Here is a 17861-nt window from a genome sequence, read left to right as displayed (position 1 = left end):
GCGCTTGGCGTGCACTGCACCCTAAGCGCTATTTTTATGAATTATCAGGCCGTCTTGGGTAGCCTTCCGCACGGATGCGCACCCAGACGGCTTTTTTTTCAGCATCGTCCATGAACACCCAGTTTGAGACTTCCATCACGGTGCGTCCGCAGCCGCGACAGATGTCATCAAACAAGGTCGAGCACACCGCAACGCAAGGCGAGTCGGGCGTGCTCGTATCCGCCATTAAACGGCCTTCTTAAGTGCTGCGGCTTTGTCAGTCGCTTCCCAGCTAAACTCAGGCTCGTTGCGGCCGAAGTGCCCGTACGCGGCTGTCTTGCTGTAGATCGGACGCAAAAGGTTAAGCATGTTGACGATGCCTTTTGGACGCAAGTCGAAATGCTCGCGCACCAACTTGGACAACTGCTCGTCAGAAACCACGCCCGTACCATCGGTGTTAACCGTGATGTTGATCGGTTCTGCCACGCCAATCGCGTAGCTCACCTGCACTTCGCACTTGCTGGCCAAGCCGGCAGCCACGATGTTCTTAGCAACATAACGTGCTGCATAAGCAGCCGAGCGGTCAACCTTTGAAGGATCCTTGCCCGAGAACGCACCGCCACCGTGACGGCATGCGCCACCGTAGGTATCAACAATGATCTTGCGACCCGTCAAACCGCAGTCGCCCTGTGGTCCGCCGATCACAAAGCGACCAGTCGGGTTGATCAGGAACTTGGTTTTTGCCGTCAAAAGACCCGCTGGGAAGCTTGGACGAATGATGTCTTCGATCACAGCCTCATGAATCGCTGTCTGCGAGATCTCAGGAGCATGCTGGGTCGACAGCACGACGGTGTCTACTTCGACGGGCTTGCCATCGACATAACGGAAGGTCACTTGTGACTTCGCGTCTGGACGCAGCCAAGGCAGACGACCATCTTTACGCAGTTCGCTCTGGCGCTGGACCAAACGGTGCGCGTACCAGATTGGGGCAGGCATCAAGTCAGGAGTTTCGTTACACGCGTAACCGAACATCAGACCCTGGTCGCCAGCGCCCTGGTTCAAATAGTCTTCGGACGAACGATCGACACCCTGCGCAATGTCAGGAGACTGTTTGTCATAGGCAACCAGCACCGCGCAGCCTTTGTAGTCGATACCGTAGTCGGTATTGTCGTAGCCGATGCGCTTGATGGTGTCACGTGCGACTTGGATGTAGTCGACGTTTGCCGAGGTGGTGATTTCACCGGCCAACACGACCAAACCAGTGTTACACAGCGTTTCAGCGGCGACACGGGCGTTGGGGTCTTGGGTGAAGATCGCGTCCAGAATGGCATCGGAGACTTGGTCAGCGACCTTGTCTGGATGGCCTTCAGAAACCGATTCAGAGGTAAAGAGATAATCGCTAGTTTTAGACATACTCACGTCCTTTTCTGGATATACCAGAGGGGTAGGTTAAGGAGGTGCGTTGCACCCCGTACCTTCACCTGTCAAAGACGCTGAGAGACGCTGGAATGGGCGCGACGCTTTAGCGGAATTATTTTTATGCCGGCCCAGCACATCGGCTTAGGCCCAGCGTAGTCGCTCCGCAAGTTGTCGGTTAACTCAGCGACTGTCGGTATTTTATGCGAAATTAATCAATTGTTGTAATTACGTCTGCATATACCCTTACACCTTCAGGTAACAACCATGTAGACCTGCTCCCTGTGGGGTAAATGGGGGATAATGCTTCCATGATTTGGAACTTCACAAAAATGCACGGCTTGGGCAATGATTTTGTCATGCTCGACGGGGTGCGTCAGTCCATTGACATGACCCCCGACCGTGCACGGGCGCTCGCTCACCGGCAATTCGGCATCGGTTGCGACCAGATCCTGCTGGTCGATACCCCACTGCACCCCGAGGCGGATTTTCGCTACCGGATTTTTAATGCAGATGGTGGCGAAGTCGAACACTGCGGCAATGGCGCTCGCTGTTTCGTTAAATTCGTACACGAACAAAAGCTCTCCTCCCGCAATCCGTTGCGCGCTGAAATCGCTACAGGCCTCATCACGCTTGAGGCCTTGCCCAACGGTGATGTGGTGGTAGACATGGGGCAAACCCGCTTTGCACCAGAAGATCTGCCCTTTGATGTGACCGGGCTCGCGACACGCACTGAAGGGACAGACACACTTTATGGCCTGCCGCTGCAAGTGAACGGGACAGAACAGCTCGTTTGGCTTTCAGCTGTGGCGATCTCCAATCCGCATGCCGTGCAAGTGGTCACCGACGTCGATCGCGCCCCCGTTGCACAAGTCGGCCCCTTAATTGAGTCCCATCCGCGCTTTGCACGTCGCGTGAATGCTGGTTTTCTGCAAATCGTTGATCGGCACACCGCTTACTTGCGCGTGTATGAACGCGGGGCAGGCGAAACACTTGCGTGCGGCACCGGCGCCTGCGCAGCAGTCGCTGCCGGGATTCGACGCGGGCTGCTCGACTCGCCCGTACGCTTGCGTGCACGAGGTGGCTGGCTCACGATTGAGTGGGACGGCAGCGCGCTGCGCATGACGGGTCCCACCACGACTGTTTTTTCTAGCAGTATTGATATCGACCGTTTGGTGGCCTCGATCCCAGCGGGTATTTAGTTCACGCATTTTTAACGAGTAGGTAGCCATGACTGATTCGCTAACCGCACAGAATGTTGCACGCTTTCTGCAAGAGCACCCAGAGTTCTTTGTGCAACACGCCGAGCTGTTCTCAACGATCGAGGTCCCGCATCCCCACCAAGCGCGCGCGATTTCGCTCGGCGAACGTCAAATTTTGACCCTTCGCGAACGCCTGAAGGACTTTGAGTTTCGCCTCGCCGAGCTCGTACGCAATGCAGCGCTAAATGAATTAACAACCGACAAGCTCAACCGCTGGTGCGTGCGCATGCTGGCCGAGCCCATCGGCGCGCAAGTACCCGAGCAAGTTGCGCAAGGTTTGAGCGAACAGTTCAATTTGCAAGAAGTCGGTATGCGTCTGTGGGACCTGGACCTTCCCGAGGAAGGCATTGGCGAGGCCGTATCAGATGAAGTACGTGACTACGCCAACGCACTCACCACCCCTTATTGCGGTAGCGACACCAAACTAACTGCCGCGAGCTGGCTCAGAACTCCGCCGGCCTCATTTGCGGTGCTAGCTCTGCGCCCTGCGCCAAATGCGCCCGCGTTTGGGCTGCTTGTGCTGGGCTCGGACGATGCCGAGCGCTTTGCGCCAGACATGGGTCGTGCCTTTTTGCAGACGGTAGGAATCCTAGCCAGTGCAGCACTCACTCGCTTGAGCAGCGCTGACGGTTCAGGCAGCCCCGATATCCCAACGCTTAACACCCGCGCTTAAAAACAATGACCGAGGCCAACGAGCCGCTACTGCCTGAAAGCACCGTTCTGTGGCTTACACACCTGGAGCGCAACCGGCGCTATTCAGTTCACACGCTAGAGGCCTATCGTCGCGACCTGCAACAGCTCGTCAGGCTTCACGAGGGCAAGCCTCTTGAGCAAATCGTCAATGGCAATATTCGTCACTATTTAGGGCGCCTGCACGCGCAAGGGCACAGCGCACGAAGCCTCGCGCGTATGCTGGCCGCCTGGCGCGGATTTTTCAAATGGTGGGCACCGCAAGCCAAGATGCCTGCGAACCCCGCGGCCGACGTCCGTGCGCCAAAGATCAAACGCAGTTTGCCCAAAGCCTTGTCTGTCGATCAAACACAAGCTCTACTGGACGCAACGGTGTTGACCACGCGCACGGATCCGGTCGGGCTGCGCGATCGCGCCATGTTTGAGCTCTTTTATTCGAGTGGACTGCGGCTCAGTGAGCTGGTGAGTCTGGATCTGCAATACACCCAAGCCAAGGAATACACCTCCGCCGGCTGGATTGACCTGGCCGAACAAGAGGTGCACGTGCTGGGCAAAGGTGGCAAGCGCCGCTCGGTCCCCATCGGCGCCCAGGCTCGAACAAGTCTGGTGCAATGGCTAGAGGCCCGGCCAGCGCTGGCGCTCACGCAAGCGCCCGAGACCGATGCCACAGCGTTGTTTCTAGGCGCCCGAGGACGACGCATTAGCCCACGCGTCGTGCAATCCCAGCTCACCCGCTTGGCGCTTGTGGCAGGCTTGCCCACCCACGTACACCCACACGTTTTGCGTCATAGCTTCGCCAGCCATGTCTTGCAGTCCGCCCAAGATTTGCGTGCCGTACAAGAAATGCTTGGCCACGCCAATATTTCCACTACCCAGCTCTATACAAGACTGGATTTTCAGCATCTGGCACGCGCTTATGATTCTGCACATCCACGCGCAGGTCGCAAAAGCTAAGTCAAAGTTTATTTTGCTAAAATAAACTTTCCTATTGAAATCCCTGAAATCACCCCCATTTGTCAGGGTATTGAAATTTGTATCTGCTAAGCTGAACTCATCAGGTATTTTTACTAAGTAATTTGACAAAGTACGCGTACAAACCCCCATTCCAGAATGTTTGCCCCTTGTCGTGGGCTGTGCTGTAATCCCGCCTTGCCTTTCAGTCTAGGCATGGTCCGGTGCCTACTGCACCCTTACCGTTTTTGAAGTTAATCCGCACATGAATTCCCCAAGTAGTTTGGACAAAATGGTCCCCGTCACGATCCTCACCGGCTTTCTCGGTGCGGGCAAAACGACACTCCTCAAACGTATCCTGACGGAATACCACGGCAAGCGTATCGCCGTGATTGAGAACGAGTTCGGACCGGAAAGTATCGATAACGACTTGCTCGTACAAGATCAAGACGAAGAAATCATCGAGCTCTCTAACGGCTGCGTTTGCTGCACCGTGCGCGGCGACTTGATGCGTACGCTGAACGATCTGCGTAAGCGTCGTCAGGCGGGCGATTTGAATTTCGAGCGCGTGATTATTGAAACCACTGGGATGGCTAACCCCGGTCCGGTCTGCCAGACCTTCTTTATGGACGACGATATCGCTGAGTACTACCGCCTAGACGCGGTCGTGACGATCGTTGACGCCAAGCACGGCATGGCAACACTCGACGAACAGGAAGAAGCGCAAAAACAGGTTGGCTTTGCCGATCGCATCCTAGTTTCTAAAAAAGACCTAGTGACCGATGCTGAGTTCGCGACTTTGCGAAGCCGCATCGTACACATGAACCCACGCGCGTCGATTGAAGTCGTCAATTTCGGGGAAACCGACCTTAAGCAGCTGATAGACATCAGCGGCTTTAACCTGAACACGATTCTGGATATTGATCCCCTTTTTCTGGCAGACGAACATCCTGACGCGGCACATGACCACGATCATGACCATGATCACGATCACCACCATGATCATCATCACGACCATGATCACGATCATGCGAACTGCTCGCATCCCGATCATCACCACCCAAAACCCGCACACGATGACACCATCGGCGCATTTGTATTCAAGTCAGACAAACCTTTTGATCCAGAGCGCTTGGAAGAATTTTTAGGCGGCGTGGTCCAAGTCTATGGCCCCGATCTGCTGCGTTACAAAGGTATTTTGTACATGAAAGGCATCAACAAGCGCATGTTGTTTCAGGGCGTGCATATGTTGATGGGTGCCGAACCCGGCAAACCCTGGCTGGCCAACGAAAAAAAATCCACCAAAATGGTTTTCATCGGACGCAAGTTGCCCCAAGAGATCTTTACCAAAGGTCTGGAGCAGTGCTTGGCCAAGTAGTACCTCTGCGCTCGCGTGCAGAATTTATTTTATGGAGTCCTTTATGGCAACCAAGGCAGCAAAACCCGTAGCAGGCAAGGCCAGCGCAAGCAAAGCCGCCGTGACAAAAAAACCGTCCGCACCCGCCAAAAGTGCAGTCGCTGCTAAACCAGCACCCGCCAAACAGCCCGCTCCTAAAGCTCCTGCTGCGAAAACCTCTGCGAAGCCTGCAGCCAAGGCGCCCGCAAAGACTGTGCCAGTTAAAACCGCTCCTGCTGTTGAAGCAAAAGTAGCCAAGAAAAAACCTTTCAATGCTGGCGATTTGTCTGAGAACAACCTGCCCACAGAAAGCGAACTGCTGCGTATGCCCGAATCGGAATATATGAACGAGCGTCAGCTTGGCTTCTTCCGTGACCGTCTGCGCCAGCTTGAGCAGGAAATCTTGAGCAACGCAGGTGCGACGACCGAGCACTTGCGCGAAACACAATTCGTACCCGATCCCGCTGACCGCGCTACGATCGAAGAAGAGCATGCGCTTGAGTTGCGTACTCGCGACCGCGAACGCAAACTACTCAAGAAAGTACAGCAGTCCATTGCACGTATTGACGCTGGCGAGTACGGCTGGTGCGAAGAAACCGGAGAGCCCATTGGCCTGCGTCGTTTGTTAGCTCGCCCAACCGCGACACTGTCGCTTGAAGCTCAGGAGCGTCGCGAAATGCGTCAAAAGATGTTCGGGGATTAAACGCACACGTTTAATCTCTGCGTTTAAGCTTAGCGTTTACGATTCACCGCCAACGGGCACACTCCAATCATCTAGAGTGTGCCCTTGTTCTCTCTAGAGTGTGTATATGGAACAATTTCACGGAACCACCATCGTTTGCGTTCGCCGCGGTAACCAGGTTGCGCTCGGCGGCGATGGCCAGGTCACGCTTGGTAACATCATCATCAAAGGCACAGCGCGGAAAATTCGTCGCCTGTATCACGACAAGATTCTGGCGGGCTTTGCTGGAGCAACGGCCGACGCCTTTACCTTGCAAGAGCGCTTCGAAGGCAAACTGGAAAAGCATCAAGGTAACTTGATGCGGGCAGCCGTTGAGCTTACGCGTGATTGGCGCACGGATCGCGTCCTGCGCCGACTCGAAGCCATGCTGATCGTCGCTGATCGTGACCACACACTTGTCCTGACAGGCAATGGCGACGTACTTGAGCCCGAAAACGGTTTAGCTGCGATCGGCTCAGGTGGCGCCTATGCCCAATCAGCCGCAATGGCCCTACTACGTCACACTGAACTTTCGCCACACGATATCGTCAAACAATCGCTCGAGATCGCGGGCGACCTCTGCATCTACACCAATCAGCAACATCTGATTGAAACACTCGAATAAGCTGGAATCACCATGTCTGCCTCATCGATGACCCCTAGTGAGATTGTCTCGGAACTCGACAAGAATATCGTCGGACAACAAAAAGCCAAGCGCTCTGTCGCCGTTGCGCTGCGCAACCGCTGGCGTCGCCAGCAAGTTTCTGAGCCGCTGCGCAGCGAAATTCATCCAAAAAACATTCTGATGATCGGACCAACCGGTGTTGGCAAAACCGAGATCGCACGTCGCCTCGCCAAACTCGCGGATGCACCTTTCATCAAAATTGAGGCGACCAAATTCACCGAGGTGGGCTACGTCGGCCGTGATGTTGACACGATTATTCGTGATCTCGCAGAAATCGCCATCAAGCAAACACGCGAACAAGAAATGAAACGCGTGCGCACGCTCGCGGAGGATTCAGCCGAAGATCGTATTCTTGACGTGTTGCTTGCACCACCCCGGGCTGCAGATGGCTCACCAATTCGCGAAGAGAACGCCACGCGCCAGACCTTTCGCAAACGGCTGCGTGAAGGACAGCTCGACGCCACAGAAATTGAAATCGATGTGGCGCAGACAATGCCCAAGATGGACATCATGACGCCGCCCGGCATGGAGGATATGGCTGAGCAACTCAAGGGTATGTTTGCCGGCTTGTCGCAAGACAAAAAGAAATCGCGCAAGATGACGGTGAAAGAAGCGTTCAAACTCCTCGTTGAGGAAGAAGCCTCCAAGCGGATCAATGAAGATGACATCAAAACAGTTGCCATCAACAAAGTCGAACAGCACGGCATCGTGTTTTTGGACGAGATCGACAAAATCGCTACGCGTCAAGAAACCGGTGGTGCCGATGTATCGCGCCAGGGCGTGCAGCGCGATCTGTTGCCGCTCGTTGAGGGTACGACCGTCACAACCAAATACGGCATGATCCGGACGGACCACATTCTGTTTATCGCCTCCGGTGCGTTTCACCTGTCTCGTCCCTCCGATCTCATCCCCGAATTACAGGGACGCTTTCCGATCCGCGTTGAGCTTGAATCGCTCACTGCCAAAGACTTTGTCCGCATTCTCTGTGACACCGATGCGTCGCTCACCAAACAGTACACTGCACTGCTTGCAACCGAGGACGTACAACTGTCGTTTACAGAAGAGGGGGTTGCACGCCTGGCTGAGCTCGCGTTCGACGTGAACGAGCGTACAGAAAACATTGGTGCCCGTCGGCTGTACACCGTGATGGAAAAGTTGCTCGAAGACTTATCCTTTGACGCAACAGCAAGCAGTGGCAAAACCATCAGCATCGATGCAGCCTACGTGAATGACAAGTTAGCTGAAGCGGCTGGCAGTCAGGATCTCGCCCGTTACGTCTTATAAAAGGCAACAAACTATGAGCACTCGCCTTTCTGTCATTACAACCCGTACCGGGGATGATGGCTCTACGGGATTAGGTGATGGCAGTCGTGTCGCAAAAGATAGCGCGCGCGTGCAGGCTATGGGCGACGTTGATGAACTAAATAGCTGCCTAGGTGTGTTGCTGGCAGAACCCTTGCCGCAAGATCTCGCCGCCGTCATCGCGCCGGCTCAGCATGTGCTGTTTGACTTGGGGAGCGAGCTCGCCGTGCCTGGCTATTCCCTGATGAAAGCCGAACAGGTCGCGTACCTCGATCAACAGATCGCTGCCTTGAATGCCAACCTGCCAGCCTTGAAAGAATTCATCCTACCGGGTGGGACGCGTACAGCATCGCTCGCCCATGTTGCGCGTAGCGTCTGTCGTCGGGCAGAGCGTTCGGTCGTCGCGCTCGGGCATGATGCTGCATCTGCGCCATCACTTGGCCCCTTACCCGGACAGTATCTGAATCGCCTATCTGACTTGTTGTTTATTTTGGCACGCAGCCTGAACAAAGCGGCCGGTCAACCCGACTCGCTCTGGAAGCGCACCTAAGCTTGCAAGGATGGCGGTTTAGGCCGCCGTGTCTGCGCTTGTTATGCTTTCTGTGAGATGCGCTCACGGATCGCCAAAAAGAGCTTGATCAAAATAAACAGCTCAGGCAAGCCAGACAAATAGGTGTCGTAAAAATCAAAGGTATTGGGATTGGTCAGCTCGTCCAAGCCAGACAACCCATCCAAATAGGCATACACATGGAAGGCAATCAGCGGCAAGAGCCAAAGCGATCGGCTCTTATCAACCCCTTGCACCTTGATAATCCAATACGCCAGCGCAAAATAGATGGCCGAAATACCCACGATTACGGCCATGCCGTAACTGACCAAATCCTCGGATGAGGTTGTAAAAAAATACATCCCTAAGTTGAAGAACGCAACGTAGAAGAACATCTTCCACAACTCGTTCGGATTATCGAACGGCTTAACACTAGGCACTAGCGCAACAGGGGTCACCAGCGCAGACGTGGGCATCGCCGCACCACACGCATTACAGAACCGAGCGTCGTCGGAATTCTTGGCACCACAAGCGGTACAGAAGGGCATCACAAACCTCACATCAGGGAATAACAAGAGTGTAAGCGGTGTAAGCAATTAATACTTGCCCGTCACACACTTAAACATCAATCTGACCACAAGCCGCCGTTTACATCCAACACTTCTCCAGTAATGAAGGCCGACTCAGGCGAAGCAAGGAATAAAACCGCCGAAGCGACTTCCGCAGCGCGCCCCATTCGCCCGACTGGAATCAAATCGCGCAAAACTTGTGGAAAACTCGTTGTCATCGCCGACGCGATCGGCCCGGGTGCTACCGCGTTAACCGTCACTCCGCTGGCTGCTAACTCACGCGCCAGATAGGACGTCATGATGTGTACACCCGCTTTAGAGACGCCATAGGCGACATTGCCGGCACGCTCTTGTTCTTTGGGGTCAATCCAAGGGCGTGGATTGCCGCCATTTTTGCCCAGCACAGAACCAAAATTAATAATCCGGCCATGTTGCTGTTGCTTCATCACCGGTATCACGGCCTGACAACACAGAAACGTACCTTTCAGATTGATATCAATGACGCGGTCCCACTCGGCTTCGGCCAAGGCTTGCGCACTACCGGCAGAGACAATTCCTGCCACATTGACAAGAATATCCAAGCGGCCGTGGCGCTTGACCACCCCTTCGATACACTGTTGCACATCACGCGCGTCCGTGACATCCAGAGCCACGTGCTCAATGCCACCGCCCGTATCCATCGCACCTAATCGTGTCGGAAGGTCTGCAGCGACCACCTGACAACCATAAGACGCCAACGCCTCAGACACGGCGCTGCCAATGCCTCCTGCGCCCCCTGTGACGAGCGCGACACGGCCTGACAAAAATTGTGCTGCGTACATCGATGTCTCCGACAAAACTACTTATATGTGCTGTTCAGCGATATTCTGCGCAGCGAGTCGCCCGAACACGAGCCCTTTCAACACTGAGGTCGCCCCCGCGTAGTTGGTGTAATACATGCCGATCACTTCACCGGCCGCGTATAAATTTGGCATCGGATACCCATCGGTATCCACTACCTGACCATTTGGATTCACCTTCAGTCCACCAAAGGTAAAGACGTTTGCCGAGATAATCGGGTACGCCATGAACGGGCCGCGATCAATCGGCAGGGACCAATTACTTTTAGGCGGTTGCAGACCCGTCGTGGCTACACCATCCAACTTAAGCGGATCATAATGATTTACGACAGCGGGGCACGCCGCGTTGTAGTCATCGAGTGTTTGCGCGAGCGTGTCTGGATCAATACCCAGCTTGACTGCAAGCGCCTCGATCGAATCTGCCTCGATGGCCGGCTGATCACTGCGAATTGCTAGCCGATAGTTAGGAATATCTTTGATGCGCTGATCCAGAATCACATAGGCGATACCCTCGTCTTGCTCATAGATTCTGCGCGTGATTCGCTCATACCAGGCGTCGACCGTACCAGGCGCCTCATTTACAAAGCGCTTGCCGGACTTGTTGACCAGAATGCCATACGGGAAAATAAAAACCGAAGGCTCTGACACACCCGAGCGCGGATCAATCGGCTCAGCGTGGTAACTCCCGAAATCACCGGAGGGCGCGGCACCAATCTCAAGCGCCATCTCGATCCCTTCACCGCGATTGAAGTACGCGCCTTTACAAATTGGGCGCAAATACACCGAGCGGGGTCCAATATATTTGGATTGCAATGCAGGGTTACCTTCAAAGCCACCGCAGGCCAAGACCACACTGCCCTTGAAACGGATTGTGCGTGCGCCTTGCTGATGTGCGACCAGACCAGCCACGCGTGCATCCTCATCCAAAATCAGACGGCGGGCAGTCGTGTGATAAAAAAATGTCACGCCAAGCTTTTCTGCTTGCGCGGCTAGGGCATCGACCAAGGCTGCGCCACCACCGACGGGCAACAGACGCGGCTGTGTCTTGGTGAGAAATTGCGTCGGAAGAAAGTCAAACTTCACACCGAGGCCCTGCAACCACTTGATGGTTGGCGGTACTTTATCCGCAAAGTTGCCAATCACTTCGGTGTCAGGCAAGGCCAGTGTGCGCGTTGCGTGCGACCAGTTTTCACGACCCGTTGCCATCTCGGCCATTAGGTCGGGCTCGACATACAAGCCCACGTTTGAGGCTAGAAAGTCCTCAAAGTCATCGGTCACTTGATCCAACGCCTTCATGCGCAGATAGGCCTCGGTGTAACGACTTTGTCCACCACGCTCTTCGCGCGACGAACGTTCGAGTACGGCCACCTTTAAGCCACGCTCGGCGGCTGTGACAGCGGCGGATAAGCCCGCTACGCCACACCCTGCGACGACCACATCAAACTGTTGTTCCATGTTTCCTCCCGCACCAGTGCCTTCAAACACCAGGTGTGCGCTTATCAATTCCGTAGAACGTGAAGATCTCTTTGACACGCTCAAGTTCAGGCAAGCGATGGTAGTAGCCCTTGCGACTCGGCTTGGTGCCGCATAAGCGACGCAAGTCCACCATCATTTCAGCGTGCTTGACCCATGTGCCCAGCGAATCCATGATTGTTACGCCGTCGACTTCAGTCACGCCATTGCGGGCCAACAGCACGTTCATCGGTGCCTCACCCGGGATAATGACATCCGCACCTTGCGCAATCAACTTGCGAGCGGCAACCTTGAATTTTTCAATCATCTCGGTCGGGTCTTCGAAACCCTTCAAGACATCGTTAAACGTGAAGCCCACTGGTGCGGCACCCGCAAAGCGTGACGACAAGCCATAGCTTTCCGCGTTTTGTGCGAGGAGCTCGTTAAAGTCCTCGATAAACACCAGGACACCAAACTTACGACCAAGCAAGCAGGCCGTGAACATAGCCGACTCACCGTACCCAATCACCGGAATGTCCACTAACGCGCGAATCTCGCGTAATGCCGGATCAGGCAAGGTGCTAATCGAATACGCATCGTAGCCCTGCTCTTGCGCCAACACCGCCGCTTGCATGAACTGCATGCCATGCAAATGAAACAGGGCTGCGTGACGAATATCAGAACCGGGGTAATTAGAAGAGTAGGTCCCGGGTGCCATGCCATGCATGTCGATTTGTGTATCGGGTCGTGCCACACGTGCGAAGTGGGCTTTGAGCGCCTGTTGATAAGGACCCAAATCCCCCAATACCGTAAAACTTTGATGCCAGATTTTCATGATTTGCTTAGTCGATTTTGACGTTGGCGTTCTTAACCACCTGTGCCCACTTCGCGACTTCGGCTTTATAGAACGCATCAAATTGCGCTGGCGTTGAACCGACAGGCTCGGCGCCGGATTTAAGCAATACCTCTGTGACAGCCGGAGTGCGTACAGCAGCTTGAATCGATTCAGCTAGCTTGTTCACGATCGGGGTGGGCGTACCTTTGGGCGCAAAAATACCAAACCATGCTGTGGCGTCGTAGCCGGGCACACCGGACTCAGCGATGGTTGGGATCTCAGGCGCAACACTTGAGCGCGTCTTGGTGCTCACTGCGATCGCATGCAACTTGCCGGACTTGGTTTGTGCAAGTGTCGTCAGGATGTTGTCGAACGTAATCGGCACCTGCCCGCCCATCACGTCTGCGACTGCTGGTGCTGCGCCGCGATAGGGAATATGGTTGAGCTTGATGCCCGCCATTGAGGCGAAAAGTTCCGTAAACAAATGCGAACCACTGCCGTTACCGGCGGTCGCGTAATCAGGCAGTTGTGAGGTGCCTTGTGCCTTCTTTGCAGCCGCAATGATATCGGCCACCGTTTTATAAGGCGAACTGGGATTCGAAACCAACAAGAACGCAGTGGACGCGATTTGCGATATTGCTACAAAATCGGTGCTGGGGTTGTAGTTCAGGTTCTTATACAAGCTTCCGTTGATCGACGTCGAGATCGTTCCCAACAACAAAGTGTAGCCATCTGGTTTAGATTTCGCGACAAACTCAGCACCGATATTGCTCGCCGCACCTGGCTTATTTTCAACAATGACTTGTTGGCCAAGCTGGATTGTCATCTGGCTCGCAATCGCGCGCGCCGCAACGTCCGAAGCCCCGCCCGCCGGAAAACCAACCACCAAACGAATGGGCTGCGTTGGGAACGCCACACTTTGAGCAGCGGCTGAGCCACCCGCTGTCAAACCTAACGCAAGTGCCCAAACGGGCATATATTTTTTTAAAAACATGTTGTCTCCTCAAAGATACTTCAATAATCGGGCCGGCAATGTTTTGCTCTTTTGCCCGACTGCGATGACTTAACCTACTGCACGGCGCACAGAATCCATAGACATTAGTTTTAAGCGCGGACCGGCCTTCATCATTTGGCCAGGCAACTGACGGCCCATCATTTTTTCAACCATCTGCGCAACGGCAATCAACTTCTCAAGATCAATGCCAGTCTCGTAACCGCATTCGTGCAGTAGGTACACCAAGTCTTCGGTACAAATATTGCCCGTTGCACCCGGTGCAAACGGACAGCCACCCAAACCGGCGATCGAGGACTCATATTCCGTCACGCCAAGCTTCAAGCCATTCATCACGTTGGCCAAGCCCACGCCACGCGTGTTGTGGAAGTGCAGTGCGAGCTGCATATCAGGAAACTTGTTGCGCACAGCGTCAACCGTCCGTGTCACGACAGGAGGCGTGGCCATACCGGTCGTGTCACCAAAACCAATACGACGCACCCCATAAGAATGATAGGCACCGACAATCTTCAAAATGTTTTCAATTGGTACATCGCCTTCGAACGGGCAACCGAAGGCCGTGGCCAAGCCACCGTGCATTTTGATGCCCCATTGCTCCGCAATGGGCACAACTTGTGCGAAGTCGGCAATGGCTTCGTCAATCGTCTTATTCAGGTTTGTCTTGCAATGGCTTTCGCTCGCAGAGATGAAACCGACCATGACATCGGCCTTAGCAGCTGCTGCGCGCTCCGCACCGCGGGCGTTGGGCACCAGCACTGCGATTTCTTTACCAGGCTTGCGCTGTATCTGCGCCAGTACATCGGCTGCATCAGCGAGTTGCGGCAAGGCACGGGGTGACACAAACGACGTTGCTTCTACACTTGATATACCCGCATCGATCAAGGCATCGATGACGGCGACCTTGTCTGCAGTTGGGATGAATTCGCGCTCGGCCTGAAACCCGTCACGGGTACCAACCTCAGTAATCTTTACAAACGTTTTGCTCATGGCTCGTCTCTCTTAAGTTCAGAAATGCTTTTTCAGAATTGTTTTTGTTCAAATGATTTTACGCTTAGATAACGCTGCAATCGCCTGTGGCGTTAAGCCGATTTCTTGTAGAACAGCAACATTATCCGCACCTAGGTCAGGCGGTGGACGATGGATCACGCAGGGCTCATCGCTAAATTTGATCGGAAAGCCCAGCACATCCATTGCGCCATGCGTAGGATGCTCGATCGTCAGGCGCATCTGCTGATGCTTCGTCTGCGGATCTTCAAACACTTCGCCCAGATTCAACACCCGCCCACAAGGCACACCCGCCACGTTTAAGCGGGCGATCCAATGCGCAATCGGCTGTTGTTTGATCTTGGCGTTTAACTCGGCGTTAATCAAGGCACGGTTCTCGAACCGTAGCGCATTGGTTTTGAACTCGGCGCGATCGCGCAAGTGTCCAAGCTCAAGCGCATCGATCAGCTTTAGATAAAACGTATCGTTACTCGGGGCAATCGCAACCTGCCCATCGGCCGCTTCAAACAAGCCGTAAGGCGACGCTAGCGCATGATCATTGCCGGTACGCAACGGCAACTTGCCGGTCGCAAAATAGTTGGCTGCCAAAAATGCCAGCATGCTTGTCATGCTGTCGGTTAAAGCCGTGGTGACTTCTTCGCCCTGACCCGTGCGTGCGCGTCGCACCAGCGCTGCGAGAATGCCCATCGCGGCATAAGAGCCCGCCACCAGATCCGAAATTGGCGGTGCTGCGCGCATGGGCGGTTGATCAGCCGCACCATTGACGCTCATGAAGCCGCTCATCGCCTGTGCCACAAAATCAAATGACGGGCGATCTGCGTACGGGCCATCCAAACCAAAACCTGTCACGTTGCAGCTAATCAAATCGGGTTTGATCTGTGCCAGCGCTTCGCGGCCAAAACCCATCTTGTCCATGATGCCAGGTCGATAGTTATTGACCAACACATCTGCTGTGGCTAGCAACTTGCGCAAGATCTCTTTACCTTCGCTTGAACGCAGATCCAGGGTGATCGAACGCTTGTTGCGGTTAAACGATGCGAAATAAAACGAGTATCCGTTCGGTGCTTCACCTTGCTTGCGCACCGGATCTCCCTCATCTGGATCTTCGATCTTGATGACCTCGGCTCCCATATCAGCCAAAAACATCGTGCAGAAGGGTCCAGACAAAATACGGGTCAAGTCAACGACACGAATTCCTTGAAGCTGCATAGCGGCGGTGAAACCCGTTTAAGCTAGAGAACCTGCGCCACACCTGCGGCATGCGCCTGCTCATCTGCATGGTAGGACGAGCGCACCATGGCGCCCACCGCTGCATGATGAAAGCCCATGGCATACGCTTCACGCTCAAACATCTTGAATGTATCGGGATGCACATAGCGCAACACGGGTAAGTGATGCTCTGACGGTTGCAAGTATTGACCGATCGTCAACATTTCTACGTCATGCGCGCGCATGTCGCGCATCACCTGTAAAATTTCTTCGTCGGTTTCGCCCAGCCCAAGCATCAAACCCGACTTGGTTGGTGTGCCAGGATGCCGCTTCTTGAACTCTTGTAAAAGTTTGAGTGAATGCAAATAATCAGAACCAGGGCGCGCTTGTTTGTACAGACGCGGCACCGTCTCCATGTTGTGATTCATCACATCGGGCGGTCCACCGTCCAGGATCTCAAGCGCGCGGTCTAGGCGACCCCGGAAATCTGGCACCAAGACTTCAATCTTGGTGGTTGGGGACAACTCACGAACCTTCTGAATGCATTGCACAAAATGCCCTGCACCGCCGTCGCGCAAATCATCACGGTCCACAGAAGTGATCACCACGTAGTTGAGCTTCAGTGCTGCAATGGTGCGCGCGAGGTTAACGGGCTCATCGACATCCAGCGGATCGGGGCGACCATGGCCCACATCGCAAAACGGACAGCGACGCGTGCACTTGTCACCCATGATCATAAAAGTAGCCGTGCCCTTACCAAAGCATTCGCCAATGTTGGGGCAAGAGGCTTCTTCGCAAACCGTGTGCAAGTTGTGTTCGCGCAAGATGCGTTTGATGTCGTAGAAGCGTGAACCAGCCGGCGCCGCTTTGACACGAATCCACTCTGGTTTCTTTAAGCGCTCGGCGGCCATAACCTTGATCGGGATGCGCGAAGTTTTAGCCTGAGACTTTTGCTTTTGCGTCGCGTCGTAGGGCGCAGCGGTTGACTCAGTAGTGGCCGAAGATGGGGTGGGTGTCGACATAAATTACCTGGGCGCTTCGCCGTTAAACGTTGCGCCGCCAAGAGTAAAGGGATAACCCTATTCTACCCGTTGGAGAGCCGCAAGCCACATTGGCCAGCGATTTGTGTGGCTAATGCTTGCGCGACATCATCCCACTGCGCACGCGCCCCCATGTCGACCATGTTGACCGTCTGCAATCCCGCATATCCGCAGGGGTTAATGCCATCAAAAGGCTTTAAATCCATATCCACGTTCAAGGCGACCCCATGATAGGTGCTGCCATTGCGCACTTTGATGCCCAGAGCGGCAATTTTGGCGAGCGTGTTGCCCATCGGGACATAGACTCCAGGTGCGCCGTCTTTGCGGCAAGCATGCTCAACACCGAAACCAGTCAGAGTCAGGATAACGGACTCTTCGATCTCGTTGACCATCTGCTTGATGTAGTGCCCCGAGCGCTTGAGGTCGGCCAGAATGTAGACCATGACTTGCCCAGGGCCGTGATACGTCACCTGCCCACCGCGATCGGTTTGGATGACGGGAATATTGCCGGGATTAAGCAGGTGCTCAGGCTTGCTTGCTTGACCCAAGGTGTAAACCGGGGAGTGTTCAACCAGCCAGAGTTCGTCAGAAGTGTCAGGCGTACGCGCTTTTGTGAAATCCTGCATCGCGCGCCAGACAGGCACGTAATCAGAGGGGCGCGGCCACACCCGCGACACTACAACACCACCGAAACCAGCGGGTGTGCGTGCAGCGCGCGATACAGATTGTCGAGTTGCTCGCGCGAGGTTGCATTAATGGTGAAGGTCAGCCCCATATAGTTGCCGCCCTTGCTCGGGCGCATCTCAACCGTAGCCGGATCAAACACAGGATCATATTCGCGCACCAGATCTGACAGGACTTGCGCTAATTCAGGCGTCTGTTTTCCCATCACTTTGATGGGAAACGCAGACGGGTACTTGATCAGCGACTCTTGTTCAGGCGCAGTCATTA

The 17861-nt window shown here is 54.5% G+C and carries 20 protein-coding genes; 8 read left to right on the top strand and 12 right to left on the bottom strand.

The genetic code is table 11. From position 1 onward, the window contains the following. Positions 1-34: 34 nt before the first annotated feature. A complete protein-coding gene (locus KZZ10_RS06140; protein WP_259660609.1) occupies positions 35-226 on the bottom strand; it encodes a DUF1289 domain-containing protein in 192 nt (63 codons plus the stop codon). Then, positions 226-1392, bottom strand: a complete 1167-nt coding sequence (gene metK / locus KZZ10_RS06135) for a methionine adenosyltransferase (RefSeq protein WP_259660608.1) — start codon at positions 1390-1392, stop codon at positions 226-228. Before metK ends, KZZ10_RS06140 begins: the two co-directional genes overlap by 1 nt. A gap of 296 nt (positions 1393-1688) precedes the next feature. Between metK and dapF the strand changes: the two genes are divergently transcribed. From dapF to KZZ10_RS06095, 8 genes are all read left to right on the top strand, one after another. Next, entirely contained in the window at positions 1689-2597 is a 909-nt protein-coding gene (gene dapF, locus KZZ10_RS06130; protein WP_259660607.1) for a diaminopimelate epimerase, read from the top strand. A gap of 28 nt (positions 2598-2625) precedes the next feature. Beyond that, positions 2626-3330 (top strand): DUF484 family protein, encoded by a 705-nt coding sequence (locus KZZ10_RS06125; RefSeq protein WP_259660606.1) that lies wholly within the window; start codon positions 2626-2628, stop codon positions 3328-3330. Between the two features lie 5 nt (positions 3331-3335). Beyond that, the gene (gene xerC / locus KZZ10_RS06120; protein WP_259660605.1) at positions 3336-4301 is read left to right on the top strand and encodes a tyrosine recombinase XerC; all 966 of its coding nucleotides are present in this window, start codon (positions 3336-3338) and stop codon (positions 4299-4301) included. 262 nt (positions 4302-4563) lie between these two features. Beyond that, a complete protein-coding gene (locus KZZ10_RS06115; protein WP_259660604.1) occupies positions 4564-5676 on the top strand; it encodes a CobW family GTP-binding protein in 1113 nt (370 codons plus the stop codon). A gap of 301 nt (positions 5677-5977) precedes the next feature. Further along, positions 5978-6397 carry an RNA polymerase-binding protein DksA gene (gene dksA, locus KZZ10_RS15455; RefSeq protein WP_375372549.1) on the top strand — a complete coding sequence of 140 codons (420 nt, stop codon included), beginning with the start codon at positions 5978-5980 and terminating at the stop codon, positions 6395-6397. A 106-nt stretch (positions 6398-6503) separates the two neighbouring features. After that, positions 6504-7040, top strand: coding sequence for an ATP-dependent protease subunit HslV (gene hslV, locus KZZ10_RS06105; protein ID WP_259660602.1), 537 nt, complete (start codon positions 6504-6506; stop codon positions 7038-7040). A gap of 12 nt (positions 7041-7052) precedes the next feature. Beyond that, positions 7053-8384, top strand: coding sequence for an ATP-dependent protease ATPase subunit HslU (gene hslU, locus KZZ10_RS06100; protein WP_259660601.1), 1332 nt, complete (start codon positions 7053-7055; stop codon positions 8382-8384). Between the two features lie 13 nt (positions 8385-8397). Continuing rightward, positions 8398-8952, top strand: coding sequence for a cob(I)yrinic acid a,c-diamide adenosyltransferase (locus tag KZZ10_RS06095; protein WP_259660600.1), 555 nt, complete (start codon positions 8398-8400; stop codon positions 8950-8952). Positions 8953-8993: 41 nt separating this feature from the next. On the opposite strand, the gene KZZ10_RS06090 is transcribed toward KZZ10_RS06095, so the two are convergent. The 10 genes from KZZ10_RS06090 to KZZ10_RS06045 form a co-directional block, all read right to left on the bottom strand. Beyond that, a complete protein-coding gene (locus KZZ10_RS06090) occupies positions 8994-9545 on the bottom strand; it encodes a zinc ribbon domain-containing protein (protein WP_259660599.1) in 552 nt (183 codons plus the stop codon). A gap of 29 nt (positions 9546-9574) precedes the next feature. Continuing rightward, on the bottom strand, positions 9575-10339 hold the full coding sequence (locus tag KZZ10_RS06085; protein ID WP_259660598.1) for an SDR family NAD(P)-dependent oxidoreductase: 765 nt from the start codon (positions 10337-10339) through the stop codon (positions 9575-9577). 21 nt (positions 10340-10360) lie between these two features. Further along, positions 10361-11812, bottom strand: a complete 1452-nt coding sequence (locus KZZ10_RS06080) for an FAD-dependent oxidoreductase (protein WP_259660597.1) — start codon at positions 11810-11812, stop codon at positions 10361-10363. A gap of 22 nt (positions 11813-11834) precedes the next feature. Continuing rightward, positions 11835-12644 carry an aspartate/glutamate racemase family protein gene (locus tag KZZ10_RS06075; RefSeq protein ID WP_259660596.1) on the bottom strand — a complete coding sequence of 270 codons (810 nt, stop codon included), beginning with the start codon at positions 12642-12644 and terminating at the stop codon, positions 11835-11837. 7 nt (positions 12645-12651) lie between these two features. After that, positions 12652-13638: a Bug family tripartite tricarboxylate transporter substrate binding protein gene (locus KZZ10_RS06070; RefSeq protein WP_259660595.1), complete on the bottom strand. Its 987-nt coding sequence runs from the start codon at positions 13636-13638 to the stop codon at positions 12652-12654. Between the two features lie 69 nt (positions 13639-13707). Continuing rightward, positions 13708-14643, bottom strand: coding sequence for a hydroxymethylglutaryl-CoA lyase (locus KZZ10_RS06065; protein WP_259660594.1), 936 nt, complete (start codon positions 14641-14643; stop codon positions 13708-13710). Positions 14644-14691: 48 nt separating this feature from the next. Then, positions 14692-15870: a CaiB/BaiF CoA transferase family protein gene (locus KZZ10_RS06060; RefSeq protein ID WP_259660593.1), complete on the bottom strand. Its 1179-nt coding sequence runs from the start codon at positions 15868-15870 to the stop codon at positions 14692-14694. 23 nt (positions 15871-15893) lie between these two features. Further along, positions 15894-16892, bottom strand: a complete 999-nt coding sequence (lipA, locus tag KZZ10_RS06055) for a lipoyl synthase (RefSeq protein ID WP_259660592.1) — start codon at positions 16890-16892, stop codon at positions 15894-15896. Positions 16893-16954: 62 nt separating this feature from the next. Further along, positions 16955-17587 (bottom strand): lipoyl(octanoyl) transferase LipB, encoded by a 633-nt coding sequence (gene lipB / locus KZZ10_RS06050; RefSeq protein ID WP_259660591.1) that lies wholly within the window; start codon positions 17585-17587, stop codon positions 16955-16957. Then, positions 17587-17859 carry a DUF493 family protein gene (locus KZZ10_RS06045; RefSeq protein ID WP_375372539.1) on the bottom strand — a complete coding sequence of 91 codons (273 nt, stop codon included), beginning with the start codon at positions 17857-17859 and terminating at the stop codon, positions 17587-17589. Before KZZ10_RS06045 ends, lipB begins: the two co-directional genes overlap by 1 nt. Positions 17860-17861 lie beyond the last annotated feature (2 nt).

It is taken from the genome of Zwartia hollandica, assembly GCF_019923725.1.
GTDB lineage: Bacteria > Pseudomonadota > Gammaproteobacteria > Burkholderiales > Burkholderiaceae_B > Zwartia > Zwartia hollandica.
Note: the sequence above shows the minus strand (reverse complement) of the source record. Positions and strands in the feature narration are given on the sequence as shown.